Annotated in this window: 21 protein-coding genes; 12 read left to right on the top strand and 9 right to left on the bottom strand. The window is 48.6% G+C overall.

The genetic code is table 11. The features are described from left to right. Positions 1 to 43: 43 nt before the first annotated feature. The 4 genes from HNQ57_RS15635 to HNQ57_RS15620 form a co-directional block, all read right to left on the bottom strand. Positions 44 to 778 (bottom strand): hypothetical protein, encoded by a 735-nt coding sequence (locus HNQ57_RS15635; protein WP_184464554.1) that lies wholly within the window; start codon positions 776 to 778, stop codon positions 44 to 46. Continuing rightward, positions 756 to 1196 carry a hypothetical protein gene (locus tag HNQ57_RS15630; protein WP_184464551.1) on the bottom strand — a complete coding sequence of 147 codons (441 nt, stop codon included), beginning with the start codon at positions 1194 to 1196 and terminating at the stop codon, positions 756 to 758. Before HNQ57_RS15630 ends, HNQ57_RS15635 begins: the two co-directional genes overlap by 23 nt. Further along, positions 1196 to 1426, bottom strand: a complete 231-nt coding sequence (locus HNQ57_RS15625) for a hypothetical protein (protein WP_184464549.1) — start codon at positions 1424 to 1426, stop codon at positions 1196 to 1198. The genes HNQ57_RS15630 and HNQ57_RS15625 overlap by 1 nt, the downstream gene beginning before the upstream one ends. 254 nt (positions 1427 to 1680) lie before the next feature. After that, entirely contained in the window at positions 1681 to 4287 is a 2607-nt protein-coding gene (locus HNQ57_RS15620) for a TonB-dependent receptor plug domain-containing protein (protein ID WP_184464547.1), read from the bottom strand. A 511-nt stretch (positions 4288 to 4798) separates the two neighbouring features. Here HNQ57_RS15620 and HNQ57_RS15615 point away from each other — a divergent pair. The 3 genes from HNQ57_RS15615 (at position 4799) to HNQ57_RS15605 (ending at position 9087) form a co-directional block, all read left to right on the top strand. After that, positions 4799 to 6622: a long-chain-acyl-CoA synthetase gene (locus HNQ57_RS15615; protein WP_184464545.1), complete on the top strand. Its 1824-nt coding sequence runs from the start codon at positions 4799 to 4801 to the stop codon at positions 6620 to 6622. 451 nt (positions 6623 to 7073) lie between these two features. Beyond that, on the top strand, positions 7074 to 8036 hold the full coding sequence (locus HNQ57_RS15610; RefSeq protein ID WP_184464543.1) for an SDR family NAD(P)-dependent oxidoreductase: 963 nt from the start codon (positions 7074 to 7076) through the stop codon (positions 8034 to 8036). A 157-nt stretch (positions 8037 to 8193) separates the two neighbouring features. Next, the gene (locus HNQ57_RS15605; RefSeq protein WP_184464541.1) at positions 8194 to 9087 is read left to right on the top strand and encodes a bile acid:sodium symporter family protein; all 894 of its coding nucleotides are present in this window, start codon (positions 8194 to 8196) and stop codon (positions 9085 to 9087) included. An 89-nt stretch (positions 9088 to 9176) separates the two neighbouring features. Here the strand turns inward: HNQ57_RS15605 and HNQ57_RS15600 are convergent, their stop codons facing one another. From HNQ57_RS15600 to HNQ57_RS15580, 5 genes are all read right to left on the bottom strand, one after another. Next, positions 9177 to 9320: a DUF3096 domain-containing protein gene (locus tag HNQ57_RS15600; protein ID WP_184464539.1), complete on the bottom strand. Its 144-nt coding sequence runs from the start codon at positions 9318 to 9320 to the stop codon at positions 9177 to 9179. Between the two features lie 61 nt (positions 9321 to 9381). Further along, positions 9382 to 10815, bottom strand: coding sequence for a coniferyl aldehyde dehydrogenase (locus tag HNQ57_RS15595; RefSeq protein WP_184464536.1), 1434 nt, complete (start codon positions 10813 to 10815; stop codon positions 9382 to 9384). Positions 10816 to 11190: 375 nt separating this feature from the next. After that, the gene (locus HNQ57_RS15590; protein ID WP_184464534.1) at positions 11191 to 12063 is read right to left on the bottom strand and encodes a TIGR03619 family F420-dependent LLM class oxidoreductase; all 873 of its coding nucleotides are present in this window, start codon (positions 12061 to 12063) and stop codon (positions 11191 to 11193) included. Between the two features lie 93 nt (positions 12064 to 12156). Beyond that, on the bottom strand, positions 12157 to 12594 hold the full coding sequence (locus tag HNQ57_RS15585; protein ID WP_226968199.1) for an acyl-CoA thioesterase: 438 nt from the start codon (positions 12592 to 12594) through the stop codon (positions 12157 to 12159). Positions 12595 to 12675: 81 nt separating this feature from the next. After that, positions 12676 to 13551 (bottom strand): sterol desaturase family protein, encoded by an 876-nt coding sequence (locus HNQ57_RS15580; protein ID WP_184464531.1) that lies wholly within the window; start codon positions 13549 to 13551, stop codon positions 12676 to 12678. Between the two features lie 229 nt (positions 13552 to 13780). Here HNQ57_RS15580 and HNQ57_RS15575 point away from each other — a divergent pair, with 229 nt between their 5' ends. From HNQ57_RS15575 to HNQ57_RS15535, 9 genes are all read left to right on the top strand, one after another. Beyond that, a complete protein-coding gene (locus tag HNQ57_RS15575) occupies positions 13781 to 14656 on the top strand; it encodes a HupE/UreJ family protein (RefSeq protein WP_226968198.1) in 876 nt (291 codons plus the stop codon). 14 nt (positions 14657 to 14670) lie between these two features. After that, on the top strand, positions 14671 to 15018 hold the full coding sequence (locus HNQ57_RS15570) for a DUF6488 family protein (protein WP_184464529.1): 348 nt from the start codon (positions 14671 to 14673) through the stop codon (positions 15016 to 15018). A 93-nt stretch (positions 15019 to 15111) separates the two neighbouring features. Continuing rightward, complete coding sequence (locus tag HNQ57_RS15565; protein ID WP_221301756.1) at positions 15112 to 15291, top strand: hypothetical protein; 180 nt, start codon at positions 15112 to 15114, stop codon at positions 15289 to 15291. Between the two features lie 406 nt (positions 15292 to 15697). Next, positions 15698 to 15967, top strand: a complete 270-nt coding sequence (locus HNQ57_RS15560) for an efflux RND transporter permease subunit (protein ID WP_226968197.1) — start codon at positions 15698 to 15700, stop codon at positions 15965 to 15967. Between the two features lie 305 nt (positions 15968 to 16272). Next, positions 16273 to 17028: an AraC family transcriptional regulator gene (locus HNQ57_RS15555; protein WP_184464527.1), complete on the top strand. Its 756-nt coding sequence runs from the start codon at positions 16273 to 16275 to the stop codon at positions 17026 to 17028. A 71-nt stretch (positions 17029 to 17099) separates the two neighbouring features. Further along, entirely contained in the window at positions 17100 to 17957 is an 858-nt protein-coding gene (locus HNQ57_RS15550) for a sterol desaturase family protein (RefSeq protein ID WP_184464525.1), read from the top strand. A 1019-nt stretch (positions 17958 to 18976) separates the two neighbouring features. Further along, a complete protein-coding gene (locus HNQ57_RS15545; protein WP_184464523.1) occupies positions 18977 to 19531 on the top strand; it encodes an RNA polymerase sigma factor in 555 nt (184 codons plus the stop codon). Positions 19532 to 19566: 35 nt separating this feature from the next. Beyond that, positions 19567 to 20244, top strand: a complete 678-nt coding sequence (locus HNQ57_RS15540; protein WP_184464521.1) for an anti-sigma factor family protein — start codon at positions 19567 to 19569, stop codon at positions 20242 to 20244. 26 nt (positions 20245 to 20270) lie between these two features. Then, positions 20271 to 20711 carry a hypothetical protein gene (locus HNQ57_RS15535; protein ID WP_184464519.1) on the top strand — a complete coding sequence of 147 codons (441 nt, stop codon included), beginning with the start codon at positions 20271 to 20273 and terminating at the stop codon, positions 20709 to 20711. The last annotated feature ends 27 nt before the right edge of the window (positions 20712 to 20738 follow it).

Genomic DNA, 20738 nt, shown 5'->3' with positions numbered 1-20738 from the left:
AAAACCAGCCTTCTATAGGGCTGGTTTTTTTTGGATTGAATTTTTATACCTGGTGGCGAGCCAGAATTTCATGGCGGCTCTTTGTTGCGATTATTGTTAACAGCACCGGCATTAATTTATTCCAATCGGTACCGGTTACTTTAAAGAATCCATAGGTGGCGAGTGCCAGCCAGCCGGGTGGGCCAATAAGCTGCGCAATGGTTGCCGACAATCCTGTGTAAGCGGCATAGGGTAGGGTAATGCCAACCGCATGGGTCGCAAAACCAAGTGCTGTGGTGGCGCCAGCGTACACCGCATAGCCCGAGGCATTGGCTAGCGCCAATACACTGGCGGCTGTGCGCAGGCCACCAATTTCGCGGCTTTTCACCCCAGCAGCCTCCCACATCGGTGTGGCATTAAATTTTTCGGTAAAAAATCGGTCTCGTTGCGGCGGGTTCATTCTTGCTAGTGCAGCGACGATAACAGCCTGGGGAATATAGCGCTCGTAATCATCTGTTGATGTGCAGTGCTTATGGATGCCAAGCTTTTTTGCCGCGCCAGCCAATAAAACCTCGTAGCTTGGGCAAGGCATATCCTCGCTGGCATGTTGCCTCACAACACGCTTAAAATTGCGTTTGATGCTGTGTCTTGCACGGGAGTTGTATAGCCAGCGTATTTGCTCGGTGATTGCCGTTACAGAAGTGGTGTCTTCGTCAAGGTCGCAGAGAATAGCCAGAATGCTTATATCGCGCTCGTCCCAGCTTTCGAAGATTGATTTAAGCTCCTTCTGATTTGTCACGTTTCTTTCGTTCCAGCATTATTTCTGACCGGGAGCGCAACGGCGTGTTATTACGCAGGGCGTCGAAACCGTCGTGTTGCTCTATAAGCGTATTTTTCGCAGCTTTATTTTCTTGGCGTGGAGATTTACCCGCGCCATTTTTTTGCACGCGATCTGCTTTGCTGGCCTTGGCAATTTTGCGTTCCACAAACCATAAATAGCCGATTCCCGCCAACAACCAACCCAGCCAGCGGAAGTAAAAAGCCAGCGGTGCTAGCTCTAGCCGCTCTGTTGCTTTAAAGAATGCGAAGGCTTCAGTGTGAATTAAGTTCACCGCCAAAATCGCCAGTACGGTAACGATTATACCGAGTGCGCGCTGGCGAATATGTCGTCGCCAAATCACATACAGCACGCCGCTGCGCAATAAAGGCATCAACATTAAAAGTGACCTAGGGTGAGGGCGGCAATCAGCGCGGCAAGACTGTAATTCCTCAGCTTGCCCCGCAGCTTTACTTCTTCATCGTGGACTAGAATCTCCAGCTCGTCGGCGCCCAATTCACCGGCTGTGATGCCTTTCATCGCCAATTGTTTCTTGGCGTTGGTGATCGCAGCCTCGCGGATGCGCGTTCGGTATTTGGCGAGTAGTTTGTTTTTGGCTTGGCTAATCATAGGCTCTTAATGCGTGCTGGTATCGGTTAGTGCTTGTCTCCATTCTAGCTCGCTGAAGTGGGCTTAGCGACTAGCTACACGAATTAGCGGTTTGAAATACCTCAGTTCAGCGCTAGAGGGAGGTGTGGTAATGGCTCGCGGCACGGCGTGGAGCACCAATAAAAAAGGCGAACTGAGATCAGTTCGCCTTTTTTATTGGTGGTGTCAGATGCGCCCACCTTGTTGTGGGCGTGTCATTAGGGTTTTAACCGCGACTAAAAGTCATAAACCACACCGGCAAAGAAATACGCTCCATTAAAGCCAAATGGAGCGGATCGGCGGGAGTATTGAAATACGCCCGGCGAGCTGACAAACACATTGCCGTTACTGTCGGCTATGGTACCGGCACGGCTCTGGCCGATTCGGTTTCTGTCGGGTGTTTCGTCGAGAATATTATTGCCCCCCACATTAATCGTTACATCGTCTTTTAGGCGGTAGCTTAAATTGACATCTGTTAACACTTTTGAGCTAAAGGTCTGCCGGTTTGCGGCGCCGGTGCAAGACCCTTCACACACGGTGTACTCGCCGTAGCGATTAAAGGCGAGTACGGCAGTGAAGCGCTCAAGTGAGTAATTAAAGCTGAGGTTGATGCGGTCTTTGGGCTGCCATTCCTCAATAATGGAAATGTCCTGTTTGCTAAAAACGTCTGAGGTGTTGAGCGTTGCGAGTCCGCCACCGGCAAACACTTTTGTTACTTCAGTCTCAGTAAAGTTAGCCGCAAATGAGATGGCTAAATCACCCGCGCCAGCAGCCATGGCGTAGGTGCTAACAATATCTACCCCGCTGGTCTCGGTGTCGGCGCCATTGAGGAAGAACTGGGCACTGCTTGCACCCGCTGCGGCTAATGCGGCGGTCAGGTTGGGATCGCCAAGAGAGGAGCTTAAGCCACCACTTAAGACGATGCGGTCTTTAATATCGATTTGGTAGGCGTCTATGGTGATGGTTAATGCGTCGACTGGCTCTAATACCACCCCTAAGCTCAGGTTAACCGACTCCTCTTCTTTTAGCTCAGGAATACCAATGGCTTTGGCTACAGTGCTGTCGTTACGGAAGGTACCGCGCTCTTGTGCTGTTAGCCCGCCCATGCCGTCAGAGACAAACTGAGTACTTATATTGTTGAAGTACTGCTGTTGCATTGAGGGTGCGCGAAAACCGGTACTCGCCGCGCCCCTAAAGCTTACTCTGTCCGTTGCGCGGAAACTGCTGGCGAGCTTGAAGTTAACCGTGCCGCCAAAATCGTCGTAGTTGTCGTAGCGCAGCGCACCACTGGCCAGCCAGGCGTCAGAAATTTCATATTCGGTATCGGCGTATAGTGACCATACATCGCGGCTTTCATTCAGTTCGTTGCCAGGTTGGAAGCCTGGAAATACCTGAATGCCAGCAGCGGCATCGGCGGCATACATTGATGCGCCGCTGGCATCTGTGTCGTAGTCAAAGTATGAGTATTTATCGCCGGCCTTAATTTCATAATCATCACGGCGCAATTCTGCGCCCCAGGCTAGGCTCCAGGCGCCAAGTTGTTGAGTGAAATCGAGGTTGATGGTTTGCAAGCCAAGGCTTAGTTCACCGGCATCGGCGGTCCGCGACGCGCTGGCGCGAATCTCGGCATCGCTGAGATTCTGCCCGTAGCGCAATTCGTTGATGTAGGAGGCATTGACGGAATTGCTGATATAAAAGGCAAAGTCGTTCCAGCCTATGGTGTAAGACACATCCATCGTTACATCATTGCTGAGTTCTTGCCGGTAGCCCAGATTGGCGGAGAAATCATCTATTTGGGTGTTAATTAACGGAAGGAAGCCGTTGGGCGCAAAGGCTTCGCCGTCTGCCAAGGTTGGGTTGTTATCTGTTTGATTGGCGCGGCGATAGAAGCCCCCCGAGGTGCTTTCGCGGTCTGAGTAAGTAACAAAGCCATAGAGCTCGCCGGATTCCAGTTGGTAGGCGGAATTGAGTATTACGGCTAACTGTTCTGACTCGGCGTCGCCAATTCTGAAATTCTGCCGCGGGAAGGTCGCTTCCCGTGGATCGGAGGCTTCGTCTATTCCATCAGGGTCCGAACCTGAACTGATGGTGCCATCGTTGTTCGCATCGCACCCGGCTAAATACTGGCATTGACCGCTGAGTCCGGCGCGATTAGTTGAACCGCGATCTCGGTAATTTAAGGTTGCGTTGATAAACCCGCGATCACCTAGGGCGAGACCTTTGGAGAGGTCGAGGTTGTAGGTCGTACCGTCACCTTCGGAATACTCACCGTACGAGACGCCAATGCGGCCCGCTTCGGGTTCGTCACTGAGTACGATATTAATGACGCCAGCAATGGCGTCTGAGCCGTACTGCGCGGCAGCGCCGTCGCGTAGCACCTCAATTCGCTTGATGGCGGCACCAGGCACGGCATTCATGTCTACCCCCGAGGTGCCTCGGCCCACGGAGGTGTTGACGTGAATCAGGGCGCTGGTGTGCCGCCGCTTGCCGTTGATGAGCACCAAGGTTTGATCTGGGCCTAGGCCGCGCAAGGTGGCAGGCCTAAGCGCATCCGTGCCGTCGCTAATCGACGAGCTGGAAAAATTGAATGATGGCGCAACCGACTGGAGCATTCGACCCACTTCAGTTTGGCCTGTTTGGCGGAGGGTATCTGCGCCCAGCGAGTCGACGGGAACCGGCATGTCTACTGCGGTTCGGCCGGGTTTGCGAGACCCTAATACCACCACCTCTTCAATTTCTAGCGTCTTTCCTGCGGCATTCGTACTTTGCGCATAAATATCGCTCGCGGCGAGTGCTACCAAGCAGACCCCAACGGGTAATTTTAGTTTTTCGACATAGGACATAGATACCTTCCCTTTTATGATTATTATTTACGTCGAGCAAGCAGAGTGCTTTAAGCAGAAAGCGTTCTCCATAGCCTTCCTTCCAATATAGGGCAGATTTCGTCATTCACAAGTTGCGCTTGGGTACTATTACCATTTATAGAAAGGGATATCGAAGGGTTACTAACCCCAGTAACGTTGAATCTGGCGACGCTTCAGGTTTTAGTTTATCTGGGGTGACATCTAGCTAGGTGCGTTGATGTCGACAAAACTGCAATTAGTCACTATCTGGCAGGTCGGAAAACCAGCGTTGATGTTTACAATTTAACGTTGAACGAAAATGCTTAGTATAAATGGTGAGTGTGGGCCCTCGGTCTCAATGCACTATCGATCTCTGAGCCGTCATGAGATCATCAGCTTAAATGAGACGGCCTTTGCTCTATTACAATAACAGAGGGTTAATTTCGCCAAGGCTGCTGTCTTTATAAGAGACGATGTTAAGCGACTAAATAAAAACAAGAGATATTGAACTATGAACGAGTTTTCTAGAGTAATGCGAGACTTTGTTTCGGTACTGCCGGCCCTGACGTTTAGACCACCAAAAGACGATGATAAAAAATCTTTAGGTCGCCTTTTTCAAGAAACAGCAAAACGCTATGAAACGAAGCCCGCTATTATTTTTGAAGGCCGAGAATTAAGCTGGGGAGAGTTTAATGATCTAGTGAATCGTTTTGCGCATGCCTTAAAAGGACGCGGTGTGAAACGGGGCGACTGCGTTGGTCTTTTGATGGATAACCGCATTGAAATGCTGGCCTGCTTCATCGCACTGGCTAAACTGGGTGCCGCTACAGGCTTGATAAATACCAGCTTGAAGGGTCGTGCACTGATTCACTGTATTAATATAACCAATTCCATAAAGTGTATCGTCGGCGAAGAGCTCATAGAGAGTATTGCCGAAGTTAAAGATGAGCTTCCGCTAAGTGATAATGATTTTATCTGGGTTAGGGATGAGGGGCTGAGTCCTGGCGTGGGCGAGGCGGATCATCAATCCAAAGCACCGGTATGGGCAGTGGATGTGATGGCCACCTTGGATCAAATGCCCGCAGACAACTTGCCTGAAACACTCGATATTCGTGCTGGTGAAAAGGCCTGCTATATCCTCACTTCAGGTACAACTGGCCTGCCCAAGGCCGCGCTAATTTTACATCGTCGTTACCTGTCGGCGGCAGAACCCTATTCTCGCATTGCGTTTCGTGCCAAGCAGACGGATCGGATTTATCTTTGTTTGCCGCTCTACCACTTTACTGGCTTAGGCCCAGGGGTCGGTACCAGTCTGTATTCTGGGGCATCGATATTTTTACGGCGACGCTTCTCCGCCAGTCAATTTTGGTCAGAGGTTCAGGAGCATCAAACTACCTTGTTCGTATATGTCGGTGAGCTGTGCCGGTATTTAGCGATGCAAAAAACATCCCCCGACGAGCTTAACAACCCTATTCAAACCATGGTGGGTAATGGTTTGCGCCCCGATGTGTGGGACGTGTTTCGCAAACGCTTCAAAATACCGCGAATCAGTGAAATGTACGGTTCGAGCGAAGGCAACGCTATTTTTATTAATTTGCTCAACAAGGAAAAAACAATTGGTACGACGTCGGCCGATATTTTGCTAATTCAGTATGACTTTGATGCGGATGAAATGATTCGCGATAAGAAGGGGAAGTTAGTCGAAGTAAAAAAAGGGGAGCCTGGTGTGCTTCTAATGAAAATTGACAATCGTTTTAAGTTCGATGGCTATAACGATAAAAAAGCCTCTAATAGTAAAATACTGTCTGGAGTTAGAAAAGAGAACGATCGTTGGTTTAATACCGGGGATGTCATTAAACAAATTGATGTGGGTTTTTCGGTAGGTCTTGCGCATTATGAATTCGTCGATAGATTGGGTGACACCTTTCGTTGGCGCTCTGAGAATGTGTCCACCAATGAAGTGGGGGAAACGCTGAATAGTAATGCGCAGGTTGACATCGCCAATGTGTATGGGGTGCAGATTCCGGGTGTCGAGGGGCGTGCGGGAATGGCGGCAATTACCCTTAAGCCAGGGGTGGAGTTCGACTCTGAGGAATTTTCTCGTTTTGTGGTGAGTGAAATGCCAGCCTTTGCACGGCCTGTCTTTGTGCGAATACAGCCGGCCGCGGAGACGACCGTGACATTTAAGTTATTCAAGGCGAATTTGCGTAAGCAGTCCTATAACATTAATGAATTTGACGACGTGGTTTACGTCTTGACGCCTCGCGCTAATGCTTACGAGATTTTAGATAAAACGTTTTATCAAGCGATCATTGATGGTCAGCACGGCTACTAATATTGATTTTAATGATCGTCGCCAAAATGAATTGGTATTCGGTTTTCTTGGGGCTACAGCTGGTCTTTATGGTGGCACATTAGGGCGGTTGGTTTTATCGCTTTACCGTCATATGAAACTTTCGCCGGAACGTTAACAACACTTGCGTGGCTGGGTAGATTAAGTTTTATAGTGATAATTAGCGATAAGGTCACGTCCAGTGTCGTCCATCTAGTGGATGGAATGAAATTTAAACCGCGTAGTAGACTGGCAGTGTTGCAATCGAAAAATTAAAACTAGTCCTAAGTCCGATATTGAATATTTGATTACTGCTAGTCGATTAAACTGAAGTAAGAATATCGGTGGTACCCTATAGATCTTTGTGTAAGCTGAACACGCCTCTTGAGTCAGCGGCCCTAAGTGCTTCGCGAACGGCTTGGTCAATTCAGGCGGGGTATGACCGGGAAATATTATGAGTGGCTTGTTAAGTAGAATTCAGGGCATTATCGGCGGCATTAATATGGCTGAGCCTACCGACCTAGAGTGTCGTCATTTTATTGTGACAGGGTGCGCCTTGGGTTCCTTAGGGTTTGCCACGGCCTTGCAGTTACTCGCGCAGGGCGCGGTGGTTTCGATAACGGTGCGCAATAATAGCGAGGCAATTGCGGCAGCGTTGCGCGAGCAATTGGCTGCTCGCTTCCATCAAAATATTCACGCTTTTGATTTGGATTTGTCGCAGTTCAGCTCGGTCGAAGGTTTCCTGCGAGCTTACGAAGCCAAGGCCTTACCTTTAGATGTACTCATTAATAATGCGGGTATTCATCTCGATCTGATGTCGAGGTGGACGTCGCCGCAGCGCAGCGCTGATGGCTTTGAAATTCAGTGGCGGGTTAATTATTTGGGCACCGCGCATCTCACATACCGTCTACTGCCGCTTCTCAAAACGTCGGCGGCAATTTCTGGCGATAGCCGCGTAGTGACCGTGGTTTCGCAGCTGCATAGCAAAGGTCTTAATACTGAGTTTTTTACGCCGCAGCGGCCCTATAACTCCTGGAATGCTTACGGGCAATCCAAACTGGGGCTGGTGCATTTAACGCGCAGCATAGACGCACACTTCGCACAACACGGCATTAGCAGCTACTGCCTGCATCCCGGCGCGGTATACACCAATGTGGCCGGCAAAGGCCTTGCAGGCACTGGTATTATTGAAAAGGTGCGCAGCGCTCTAGCGCCCATCGAAAAGCTGTTTTTGAAAACGGCAAGCCAGGGCGCGCAAACTCAAATTCACTGCGCTACCGCTGACAAGGCGATATTAAGCTCGGGGGGCTATTATTGTGATCGGCAGCTTAGCGCGGCGAGTGCCGAAGCCGATGACGCCGATCTTGCAGAGCATTTGTGGCTCGATGTGCAGCGCTGGGTGACTGAGACGAGCTAATTAAATGCCATCGCTGAGGCGCACCACACAAGTTGTCTGGAGTTTAAATAAGTCGATGAATTAGGAAAAACTGTCATCTTTGTAACAGATAAATGGCATGTTTAAGCCTAAACTGCTGGCCTAGCGTATTTTATTACAACAATAAGGAAGAAAAACGATGGCGCAAAGTGTGTTTATCGATATTGGTTTACCCGTTTCTCTTTTTATCATCATGATTGGTATGGGGCTCGGCTTAACCGTTAAAGATTTTGTAAAAGAGGCACATCATCCTCGGGCCGCGATAGCGGGTAGCGTCGGGCAGTTGCTGGTTTTACCGGCACTTGGCTTTTTGGTGGCGTGGGCCTTGGGCTTATCTCCCGCTATTGCCGTTGGTCTGGTGATACTTGCGGCCTGTCCCGGTGGCGCAACATCGAATGTTATTACCTATTTAGCCAGAGGCAATGTGGCGCTCTCTATTGTAGTTACTGCCGTTGCCAGTATCGCGACGATTATGACTTTGCCGCTATTAGTGAATCAGGCATTGAGTTGGCAGCTTGGTCGGTCTGCCAATGTCACCATGCCGGTTGTCGATACTATTGTCATGCTGGTGGTGATCGTTTTACTGCCGACGGGTATAGGTATGCTTATTCGAGCAAGGGCGCCAATTTTTGCGGTCCGTTCAGAGAAGAAATTTAATGCCTTTGGCGCTGTGGTGCTGCTGAGTTTAATCGTCATTATCTCTTACGGTTTGCGTGATCAGCTTCTAGGACTACTGATTCAAGCGGGCCCTGCTTGCATATTGCTTAACATCTTGGGGATTGGCGCAGGCTTAGGCATTGCGCGTATTGTTGGCGTGGCAAAGCCGGACCAATTGGCCATTGCGGTGGAGCTTGGCATAAAAAATAGCACTATCGGCATTCTAGTCGCAACCACTATTCTTGGCTCGCAGGAAATGGCGATTCCGTCGATGGTATACGGGCTAACTATGTACGTGTTTGGTGCGGGTTTAGTTGCGTTTGGGCGGTCGACAATTTCAGCGAAAATCGTAAGTGTCGGTAATGTTCATTCGTGATGGCTTGTGCTTGGTTTTTTACAATTTTGGTGGGCGAAAGTACAGTAGCTCTTTGTGCTGAGGTTTTACTCCGCCCCAAATGCCACTATTTAAATATGCAGGTTTAACAGGTCGATTAAGCCAATAGCAATTAAATAGCCAGCAACAATATAGTTTAGCAGGCGCGGCTTGACCAAAATCGCTACGCCGGCGGCAATAGAAATAATCGGAATGATGTCTAAGGTAATTGTCATATAAATTCCTTGTGGTGTTGGCGCCCCTCGCAACTGCTTGGGGCGCCCAAAGATAGTGTAATTAGAGTTTAAATTTCAACATCAGCTTATACATTTTGTCGAAGGTGGCACCGTACGGTGGTGCCATCATGAGCAGCGCACTCATTGGTCCCTGTTTAAAGATCGGCCGCATTTTTGAAAACTCAATAAAGCCCTCGTGGCCGTGGTAGTGCCCCATGCCACTGTTGCCAACGCCACCAAAGGGCATGTCGTGCTGTGCTACGTGCACCACGCTGTCATTGATGCACATGCCGCCGGACAGGGTGTTGTAAATGACCTGCTCTTGAACCGCCTTTTTGTTGCTGTATAAATAAAGTGCTAATGGCCGTTCGTTGGCGTTTATATAGGCAATAACGTCTTCGATATTGTCATAGGGTTTAATGGGCAGCAGCGGGCCAAAAATCTCGTCCTGCATAATCAACATGTCGGCGTTTACATCGCACACGAGGTGAGGCGCTAACTTTCGCGATGCGTCGTCGTTGGTGGTTTGATCCATTAGGTTGACGGCACGGGCACCTTTGCTAGTGGCATCTTCCAGTGTTTTATTCAGTCGCTGATAGGCTTTTTCGTCAATAATCGATGTGTAGTCGGCGCTGCTCAGATTAGGGTAGCGTTGTTTAACCACGGTTTTCGCCGCATCAATAAAGGCGTCAACTTTGTTGCGGGGAATAAACACGTAATCTGGTGCTACGCAGGTTTGCCCGGCATTCAAAAATTTACCAAATAGTAGGCGGTCGGCAGCGACTTTAATATCAAAGTCGTCGGCAACGATGGTGGGCGATTTGCCACCTAGCTCGAGGGTGACCGGCGTCAGGTATTTAGCGGCGGTTTCCATAACGGTTTTCGCGGTGGCCGCTGAACCGGTGAAAACTAGGTGATCCCACGGGAGATGGGTAAACTCGTGGGCCGAAACCCCCGCGACAACGGCGAGCACACTATCGTCAAACTCTTCGCTGATTAATTTTTCCATCAGTCTCGCCAAGGTTTGCGAGTTAGATGCCATTTTAATAATACAGCGATTACCTGCCGCCAGCGCGCTAATTGCCGGGCTCAGGGCGAGGAACAGCGGGTAATTCCACGGGGTAACAATACCAATAACGCCCTTGGGCTGAGGGATGACGGTGTTTTTTGCGCCGAAGAAGGCAAGCCCGACGTGGCGCTTCTGGGGCTTCATCCATTTTTTCAGGCGCTTTCGAGTGTAGTTGCAGCCACTGATCAGGCCAAAAATCTCCAAGACCTTGGATTCTTGGCTGGGGCGGTTGCCGAAATCAGTCGAAATCGCGCTGGCGATCGCGTCTTGATTTTTTTCCAGTAGGGCGGCGAGTTTATCAATATGTTGAATTCGTTCCTGTACGCTAGGGTAGGGCGCGCGCCGTGACGCTGTGCGCTGGGTCTCGAAAACCTGTGCAATACGTGATGCCTGTTGGATGGGTTGAGCTTCCGCCAAATTGTTCATTGTGCCCCCTATACTGTAATTGTCGAGATAGTGCAGCCGCCTTTGTGGTCAACGGTCTGAGTACTGAATAACGTAACATGCCATCCTATGCCTAATAGTACAAATAATAAACGTTTAGTGGGTATTCGGTGGCGTAGATGGCGGGACAGGAAAAGCGGAGGCGGGGGTGGATACTAAGCAGATCTGGCGCGTCATTTTGATGAGCTGCGCAAGCGGTTAGGGGCCTCGTTTTGAGCGCGACGCAAACGCTGGTATCACACCGTTTTATCTTTGGCCGGAGCAGTCGTTTGTGATCGAGGAGCATGGTACATGGTAAGGCCAGCCCCCGGCACCATATAGCATTATAGCGTCTGGCGAGAATTGGGCTTCGCGTCCTTAGCGATAGAGCGCGGCAATATAATCGTCGGCGTAACGTTTTACGCCGTCAATCTTCTTGGCTACGTCCTGGGTATCGCCGTGATAGAAGTGCCAGGGTTGGGTTAAGATATGGCTTACGCCACCTTCTTCTAAGCGTTTATAGGCGTCAGGTGTGAAGGCGTCTGAAGGCGTCGCCATTACTGAAAAAGGCCGTTTGTCGCGTCCATATTCTCTTCGGTATACCTGTATCTTAGCAATGCTCGCTAAGATATCTTCGCTGGTTTGCAGGTCGCTTACCCAACCATCGCCGACTCTTGCCGCGCGGCGCATAGCGGCCTCGCTAATACCGCCTACCCATATTGGGATATAGGCGCTGGGGGCTGGATTCATTTCAAGTGGCGGAAATTGATAGTGCTGGCCGTTATATTCAACAAACTTTCCAGTCCACAGCAGGCGCATGATCTCGATCATCTCATCGGCCCGCTTGCCCCGTGTGTGAAAGTCTTGCTGTAGCAGTTCAAACTCATCTTTTGACCAGCCAACGCCGATTGCGGGAATGACTCGGTTGTCAGAAATGATGGCGGCAGTGCTTATTGCCTTGGCGACCAAAAACGGATTCCGCATTGGCAGTACAAATATATTATTGGTGAATTTTAAGCGAGTAGTGATACTGGCTAAGGCGCCAATCATTACCCATGGGTCGGGCCAGTCGGTGAAGGACTGCCAGCGACGCTCGCCATCTTCGGTGTAGGGGTAGGGTGTGTTCAGTTGTTCTGGATTTACCACATGATCTGAAAATGACATTGCCTCCCAGCCGCATTCATCTGCTGAGATCGCTATTTTCTTTAAGTCAGTGACGCTGCTAAACGACGTAGATAGTACAAAGCGCATATTAGGGCCTATTATTTTTTATTAAAATTATTTTGAACTAACGCGATGCCGCCTACTTGCTTTTTATTTTAAAAAGACCGTATAGCTAACAGGCTAGACGCCTGCTAAATTGACGGTGCAAGGCTGGGGTTGAGTCAACGCCGCGCGAAAATCATCAGGCATATCGATTTTCTGATACTCATTCGCCGTCACCATAACGTATACGATTTTTGCGCTGGCGATTTCTCGTTGCGTTTCAACATCGCTAAACCGCAATTGAATCGTATACGATGTTTTCCCCAAGGTGATGTCGTCAATGCTAATTGCGACCACGTCGTCGAAGGTGCAGGGAGATTTCCACTCGATTAATAAGGACACTACCTGGCTATCAATACCCATATCCAGTATTGCCTGATAACCACCGAAGACCTGTCGATAAAATTCAGTCACCGCGACGTCGACATATTCCCCGTAGCGAGCATTAAACATAACACCTTGGGCATCGCAGTCGGAATAGCGAATTCTAACCAGTACTTTAAATGGATCTTGCAAGAGAGATTCTCCGGACATCTAATTCATTTTAAAAGTGTAAAACTGGGCCCGCATTAAGTACAAATCAACAGGCCCCCTTCATTAATCATTTTTATGCCCTTTGAACGGCACCCACAGCTGCGCCCGCCAGCTGGCGGGGATAGTGTCATCTTCTATTCCTAGCTGTTCCGGACCAGATTTTTCTGCATCACGGAATCGGGTGCCAAACACCACATCCCAAAACAGGAAGTTACTGCCGTAATTATGATTCGCCTCAGATATTTTCAGTGAATGATGCCAGCGATGCATTTCGCCTACGCTGAAGATCCAAGTCAAAGGGCCCATTTTAAAATTGATGTTCGCATGCTGGAATAGGCCCAGTAGTGAGTTCGCCAGTCCCACCAATGCTAATACTTCTGCGCTTGCCCCTGCCAGTGCCAGCGGAACGGCGTTAAAGATGCCGCGAAACACGACTTCACCAAAATGCGCTCGCGTTGCATTCAGCCAGTACAACCTTTTGGGGTTGTGGTGAATGGCGTGGAAGCGCCATAGGAAAGGTACTTCGTGTAGCCAGCGGTGAGGCCAGTAATCGAAAAACTCCACAACTATGCAGGCCAATAGAAACTGAGCGAGCAGTGGCCACTCCGAGGGCCATAGACCCATGCCTAGCGCATTCGACAACCAGGCACCACCCAACACAATGCCAGCGGCAACGACGGGTTGTACCAGCGCGTTAATGCCGAAATAGCTAGGCAGGTACAGCAAGTCTGCGCGCTGGTCACCTTGGGATTGATTCCATTCTTTGCGGTAAGGCAGTATGCGCTCTAATGTTACCACCAGTGCCACGCTTACAAATGTTCCGATACCAGCGACTAGGCTTGGAGCATGGCCGGCATCGATTGCCCAAACCCCACCCAGCAGCACGACGGCGACCGTCACCGGAAAGATAGACCACGAAAAGACATCACGCGTTTTCATCGATTACTCGTAGTAGTTCTTATTTCATATAGAATACGGTAGTTTGCATGCCTGTTGAATAGTATTTAATTTTGCGCCATTTAAGACTTAAATTCGCAAGATAGCTTGATCCTGTTACCTACCTGTAAGTATTTAATTAGATCGCAAAAGTGCTACTCCGAGAAAGTCATTTTAAGGTCCAAAATCCTGGATCAGTATTAAGTGCAAATCAACAATAAAGGAGCATAATGTGAAGAAAACGCTGTTTACAGCGCGGTTTTACGCCTTGATTGCTGCATTGGCGACGATTATGTTCACTAGCGTGAATGTGCTCGCCCACGGTATGTCTGAGGCAGATAAACAGCGCGCAATTGAGGCTGGCCTACCAGATTACATATTGTTAGGTGCCGGTCATATGCTTACGGGCTATGATCACTTGCTGTTCCTATTTGGTGTTATCTTCTTTCTCAGCCGCTTTAGCGATATTGTAAAATTCATTACGGCGTTCACTGTGGGTCACTCGATTACGCTGGTCTTTGCCACGCTTTATTTCGTGCAGGCAAATTACTTCCTGATTGATGCCGTTATCGCGCTGACCGTCTGCTACAAGGGCTTCGAGAACCTAGACGGTTTTAAACGCTATTTTGGTGTGAACTCGCCAAACGTGATGTATATGGTGTTTGGCTTTGGTTTGATTCACGGTTTTGGCTTGTCTACGCGGCTGCAACAGCTGCCCATGGGCGAGGGCAGTATCGTTATGAAAATACTGGCTTTCAACGTCGGTGTCGAAGTCGGGCAGATCGTGGCACTCACCGTAATGTTGGTGCTGTTAGTCGGGTGGCGTAAAACTGCCTCTTTCAAGCGCTTTAGTGTTATGGCCAATACATTGCTAATCATTATTGGCGGGCTGCTTTTTCTACATCAGCTACACGGCTACCAGCACACCGTGTTTGCTGATGACTTCCCGATTAATAGCGATGATCACGCCCATATCCATGAAGATATGGTGATGGAAGCGAAATCAAATGTCCTCGATCACTATCCGCGGCGCATAATTACGCCTCAACCTTCACCGCAGGAAGACGGCCCACATGAACACGGCGATGGTGCTTACCACAGCCACTAAATAAAGGTGAAAAAATGAAATACCGAGTTACCCTGTGTTTACTTGCAAGCTTGTTTATAAGCTCAAATCTACTGGCGCATGGCAGTGGTCATGTGCCAGTTACCGAACAAAAAGCGTTGGTTATCGCAACGCAAATTGTTCAGGGTTTTGCCAATATCGACCCCCAACTTGGCTTTGGCAAAGTACCTGCGAGCTGGGCAAGTATCAGTAATGAGGCTGCGACAATTTTTGAGAGTGGCGATGGCTATCGTATCATCAAAGTTGTAAATCCGAATGAAGAGAGCGCACTCTATATCCTGATGTCCGCTGAGGGCGAAGTTTATGATGTGAATACCAGTGGTAAGTTTGACGGCGTAAATTAACGGTGAGTCTATAGCAGGCTATATCTTTGTCGCAAAGATATTTCTCGCCGCGTTGGTTATTGGCTATCCGTCGTGGTTATCGGATAAAAAATAGTGTTGGCGGGTTTTATTGTTGCGCTACCATTAGTTTCTATTTTAGCTCTGCTGTTTTCGTACCTAGAACACAAAGATCCGCAGGCCAGTATCACCTTTGCCAAAAGCATTCTCTTTGGCGTGCCGATTTCTTATTTATTTTTCCTGCCGTTTTTACTAGCTGATTGGCTCGTTCTCTAGCAAGCTGGGCATCATTGTGACTGAAAGCCGATCAGCTGAACCCCTTGCTCATATTGATTGTTGAAAAGTAAAAAGGCCGCTAATTAGCGGCCTTCGGGATCATCACTAGTGACAAAGTGTCGCTCTCTAGTGAGAATTGCGGATCCCGAAGTATCGTTAGAGGTGAAGCCTCGTCCCCCAGTCTGCGTGCTTTTCCGGAGGCTGTACCGATAGAGAATCCACTGATATACCGTTAGACAGAATACTATGATAAAAATCAAAAAGTTACTGGCGTGCGGCTAACGGCAAAAATAGCCAATATCAGCGCAAACAAAAATACCCAGAGCGACTAATTAGTCTCTTGATAATGTATGTGTGCGATAGCGTAATCCTGCGCAATTGATTCCCTTTTTGCAAGACATACAGTGTGTTTGCCCTCGGGTGGACTGAGGCAGTAGTCGACGGTGTAGCCAAGCGGCTACGTCCCAAATTAATGACCGGGCTCGCATTGCTCATGGGCTTAGTGCCGATCATGCTCAGCAATGGCAGTAGCGCTGATCTAATGAAATGGGTCGCCGCGCCGATGGTGGGCGGGGTTGCGACCTCGCTCATTATGGTCTTAGTGGTTTTTCCTGCGTTGTTCGTGATCTGGAAGCAAACTTCTAAAAGAGGTGGGGCGACTATCGAATCCCAATAAAATTACTGTTTAACGCTGGCCGGGTAGTTAAGGCTACTCGACATTATTATAAGTTCGCAGCAAGTTACCCTCCGAAATATCGTATTACAATGGAAGCTGCGTGAATTTCAATTTACAGTCGGCCACTGTAATTGAATTGGGGTGGAGTTCAAACATTAAGGTTTGCTGATCCATTAGAATTATTCTGCTGAAGGCGGATGCTAGCGGTTATATAAATTTAGCAATTTACGCCGCCCCTCAACGATTATATTAAAGATACCGAAGCGAAATATTGGGGCAACGATAGGCACTGAGGACTCGAAAAAATGCATGAAAATCAAATTTCATCACAGCCTTGGTTAGGGTCGGTGGCCATAACTGCAGGCATGGGGGTATTTCTTGGCGCCTCGGGCGACAACAAACCTCACCGGCATTGGGCTCATCAAATCGCTATTGGTCTAGAAGAACCAATAGCGCTTCGATCTGACAAAACACGATATTTCGAACGCGGGCTATGGATACCTGCGGGTACCATTCATCAACTAGAAACCGCACATGTATTATGCATCTATATTGACCCAACACATGATTTTTGTAAAACACTGCTACCGCAGATAGCCGTAGAGGAATGGTCTATATCCGTACTGAATGAAGAAATTTCATCCGCGTATGTAATGCGCTTTGCTAAAGCAAAGAACCTCCAGGGAGCGTTGATTAGCTTCGACAAACAATGTCGCTGTCAATTCAGTGACACTCCAGACGAGCGATTGAATATCATTTTGGCAGCACTTAAAGATGATATTAGTAGCGGCAACAATACTACGCAGAAAACCTTATCGAGTTTGCTACATCTCTCACCCAGCAGATTCTCTCATTGGTTTACAGAGCAAACAGGCATGCCATTACGCAGTTACAGAAAGTGGCTTAAACTACTGGTCGGATTTGAACTATCGCGGCAGATGCCCCTTACCGATGCAGCATTTTTATCTGGCTTTTCTGATCAGGCCCACTTCTGCCGAGCTGTTACGCAGGCATTTGGCGTAAGCGCTACAACTATTAAGCAACTTCTGCTACAGAAATAGCTTTTTCGTTCAATGCGCCGCCATTTAAAAATGACAAACTAAGCACTCTGTAGCTCTGGGAACTTTTGCATATGAAAAGCACATTGGAAATGTTTGTCAAAGTCCTTTACTTGCCTTTCTTTCTGATCGTAGGAAATGGCTTTGCTATTTATATGGCAGAACAAGATTATTCGAAATTAGCCTTGGTTGCATGGGTTGGCTTACTCATCGCTGTGTCGTTCTTAATTGAACAATGGATGCCATTTAGTCCCGAATTCAACAAGCCTCAAGCAGACTCGGGGCGTGATGTTATTCATGCTTTAGTCAATGAATCACTGAGTATTGTCGGCGTATTAAGTGTCCCAATCATTGCTAGTTTTATCCCATTTAATTCAATTTGGCCCTCCTACGCACCGCTGTGGTTGCAAGTGTTGTTGGCGGTGATCATAGCCGATATAGGTATTACACTGGCACATTACGCCAGTCATAGGTACAGCGCGCTGTGGCAGCTACATGCAGTACATCATAGCGTGAAACGTATGTATGGGTTTAACGGTCTGATGAAACACCCCTTGCATCAAACTATTGAAACCCTTGCAGGTACTGCCCCGCTACTCTTGATGGGCGCTCCACAAGAAGTCTTACTGCTGCTGGTTGTTGCGGTGGTTATCCAGTTGTTACTGCAACATTCCAATGTTGCCTATTTCGCAGGGCCGCTCAGATCTGTTCTAGCTATCAATCAAGTTCATCGCTTCCACCACCTGAATACGGCAAAAGAAGGCGATGTCAACTTCGGTCTATTCACAACATTAACGGATCATCTCTTAGGCACTGCGTACTATGACAAGGAGAGAGTTATCCGTTCAGAAGATCTGGGCATCGGAACCGCGCCGGATTATCCCGTAGCTTATATTTCACAAATGCTAGCACCGTTCAAGCGTATTAGCTGAACCGCCGACCCACAGTACATACATCTACTTTACTTAAATATTTGTCGCTAAGAAGAAGCGCAATCGGAATCTGTTTATTAGTACTCCAGGTGCTTCCAAGCATGGTGTAGTGGCATAGTGAATTTGGTCACCTGGCTAGAAGTATTATGATCGCCTCTATGAAAACCTACGACCTTTATTGGATTGTGTGTGTTTGGCCGTCCGCTTTTTACCGGTTAAAGAAATACAGCCTGACCGCTAAGGTGTCTGGCTCTTGCGTCACATTAGCGGTCAGTCGCTGTGCCCAAGTCGTCAAGGCTTTTGAGTCGTAGAGCCTTTCCTATTAACACGTTGATTTTTTAACCCATAGGCCCGAGCTTTGATCAGAGGGACAAAGTAATAGGGAAGCGCGAGTATCAATAGCTACTGTTCTTTGGATAAATAATATCCACAACTCAAAGTAGGAATTTAAACCTGATGATTAACGCTGCACAAAAAACCTCACCGAAGTGAGGAATCTATTTCTTGTGTGCCAACGGATTGCCGTATCAAAATCGGATTTTATTGAGCAAAGTGCCCACCAGGTATGTCTTGCAATAAGGAAAACAATTATGGAAAATTACGCTATTCAATTCGCAAACCTAGGGCCTAATTAGTCGCTCTGGGTAATGTATTTTTTAGATAGTGTAATCCTTGCTAATTGCTTCCTTTTTTGCAAGACATACCGTGTGTTTGCCCTCGGGTGTACTGAGGCTGAGGCTTGGCACTTTAGCGTATACCATTGATATCCTAAGCGACGTGACGCTAGCCCCCGGTTTTTGTACCACCGCCTCTGTTAGCATCTTCCAAGCTTTTGTCTAGCGCGGGGCGGATGATGGCGGCGCAATAGCCGGGATGGAAAGCCAGCCAGCCCATAAGCGATTTTCGTTAAATTTGATGCAACCTTTTGCCTATCTCATTCGTGATAGTGATATAAGCTAGCGCAAAACAGTCAAGTAAGCTTAATCGGCGCAATCATAACAACTGGGTTTACTGCTTTTATGGCAAATATTCTGTCTTGGCGGCGCAAGTCGAGATCATCCGCAGACGACATCTTGAATAGCCACTTACCCGATCTTTACCGGATGGCTTTCCGTCTGTCCGGTAATCAAGCGGACAGCGAAGACTTAATTCAAGAACTCGCAGCGAAATTTTTAAGCAAGCCTAATCAGCTGGACAAGCTCGATTCCCCGCAAACATGGTTAAAACGTTCGCTCTACAACCTTTTTGTCGACGGTTATCGCCGTACCAAGTTGCAGCCGGTGACGTTTTCAACCATCACCAGCGCTGACGACACAGATTTTACTGACCAACTAGTGGATAGCGCTGCGGGCCCCGCCGACCAGGCGCAAAATGAGCAACTCCAACAACAATTGCAAACTGCGCTGGAATCACTTCCCGTGAACCAAAGAGACCTTGTGATTTTGCATGATGTTGAGGGTATGTCATTGACTGAACTGGAAAATATTCTGCAGGAGCCACTCGGCACATTGAAGTCACGACTTCACCGCGCGAGAAAATCACTTCGTTTTTTTCTGGTTGATGCAACCTTTTAAGCACCTCAGTCGTGTAAAGGGTAAGAGGACAAATTATGAACTGCGATATTTGCGACAATCAACTCGACAACTGGCTGGACGGAGAATTATCCGCAGTGCAGCTAAAAGCGTTCGAGGATCATTTAGATAGCTGCGCAAGATGTCAGGCTGAGGCAAAACGTGCGCAGCGCATTATCGCGGCGCTAAGCCAATTGTCGGCGCCAAAAATGCCTGAGGCATTACCAATTTTATTAGGGGCACCCATCAAAAAGCGCAGCGGTGCTCTGCAGTTCGGCATAGCCGCATCACTGCTGTGTTTGGCCATTACCGGGGCGCTATTTCTGGACCGCTCAAGCAATGCGCCTTTTAGTGATGATGACGGAGTTAAGCAGCAGTGGGTATCGCTAACGTTTGCTGAAGCCAAAGATGTCACGTTCGCGCTTTCCAGTTTATCGACGATGAACGATGCGGTTTTGACATTGGAGCTCCCCGACGGAGTGCAATTAGCGGGCTACCCTGATCAGCGCGAGCTACGTTGGACTGCATCACTACAAAAAGGCGACAACCGGCTAACGCTTCCGCTTATCGCCAACAAAGACAATTTGAACACTGAGTTAGTACTTCGTATCGAACACAGCGGTAAACATCAAATCATGCGCATTGGCATTCAGGCCGATACGCACTCATACCCTGCAGGTGCGACTTTGCGCGCCACCCGTGGGTTTACGGCCTAAGCGCCATAATGTTAGAGGTAATTAATATGAAAAACACACTGACTATATTTGCACTTGCTCTTGGACTTACTGCCTTGCCCCTTATTTCCTATGCTCAAGAGGAATCAACTACTGATCCAGTTGAAACAACAGCTGACGACAGCACGGTGGTAGAGTCTACTGATGACAATACCGTTGTAGAAGTAGAAGATGACGGCACCATGGAAGCAGTCGAAGACGAAGAAATGGCTTCCGAAGAGCGGATGCTCGCCCTACCTGCCTCAGCATCTGAGCAAGGTCGCTTGAGCTCTGCAAAAGGCATGGAAACTGCGAATCAAGCCCGCCAGCGTGGCGCTGATTTTGGTCGTGAGCGTGCAGAACAAGCCCGCAATAATGGCGGACGTCCCGATGCACCAGAAGCGGCAACTAACCGTCCAGAGGCTCCAGAAGCCGCAACTAATCGTCCCGGTGGTCGCCCTGAACGTTAAGATATAGAAGCGTGGTGCGCATTGCGC

Origin of the sequence: Zhongshania antarctica (assembly GCF_014202945.1) — a bacterium.
GTDB lineage: Bacteria > Pseudomonadota > Gammaproteobacteria > Pseudomonadales > Spongiibacteraceae > Spongiibacter > Spongiibacter antarcticus.
The sequence above is the reverse complement of the archived record's forward strand: the minus strand, read 5'-3'. Positions and strand labels throughout refer to the sequence as shown.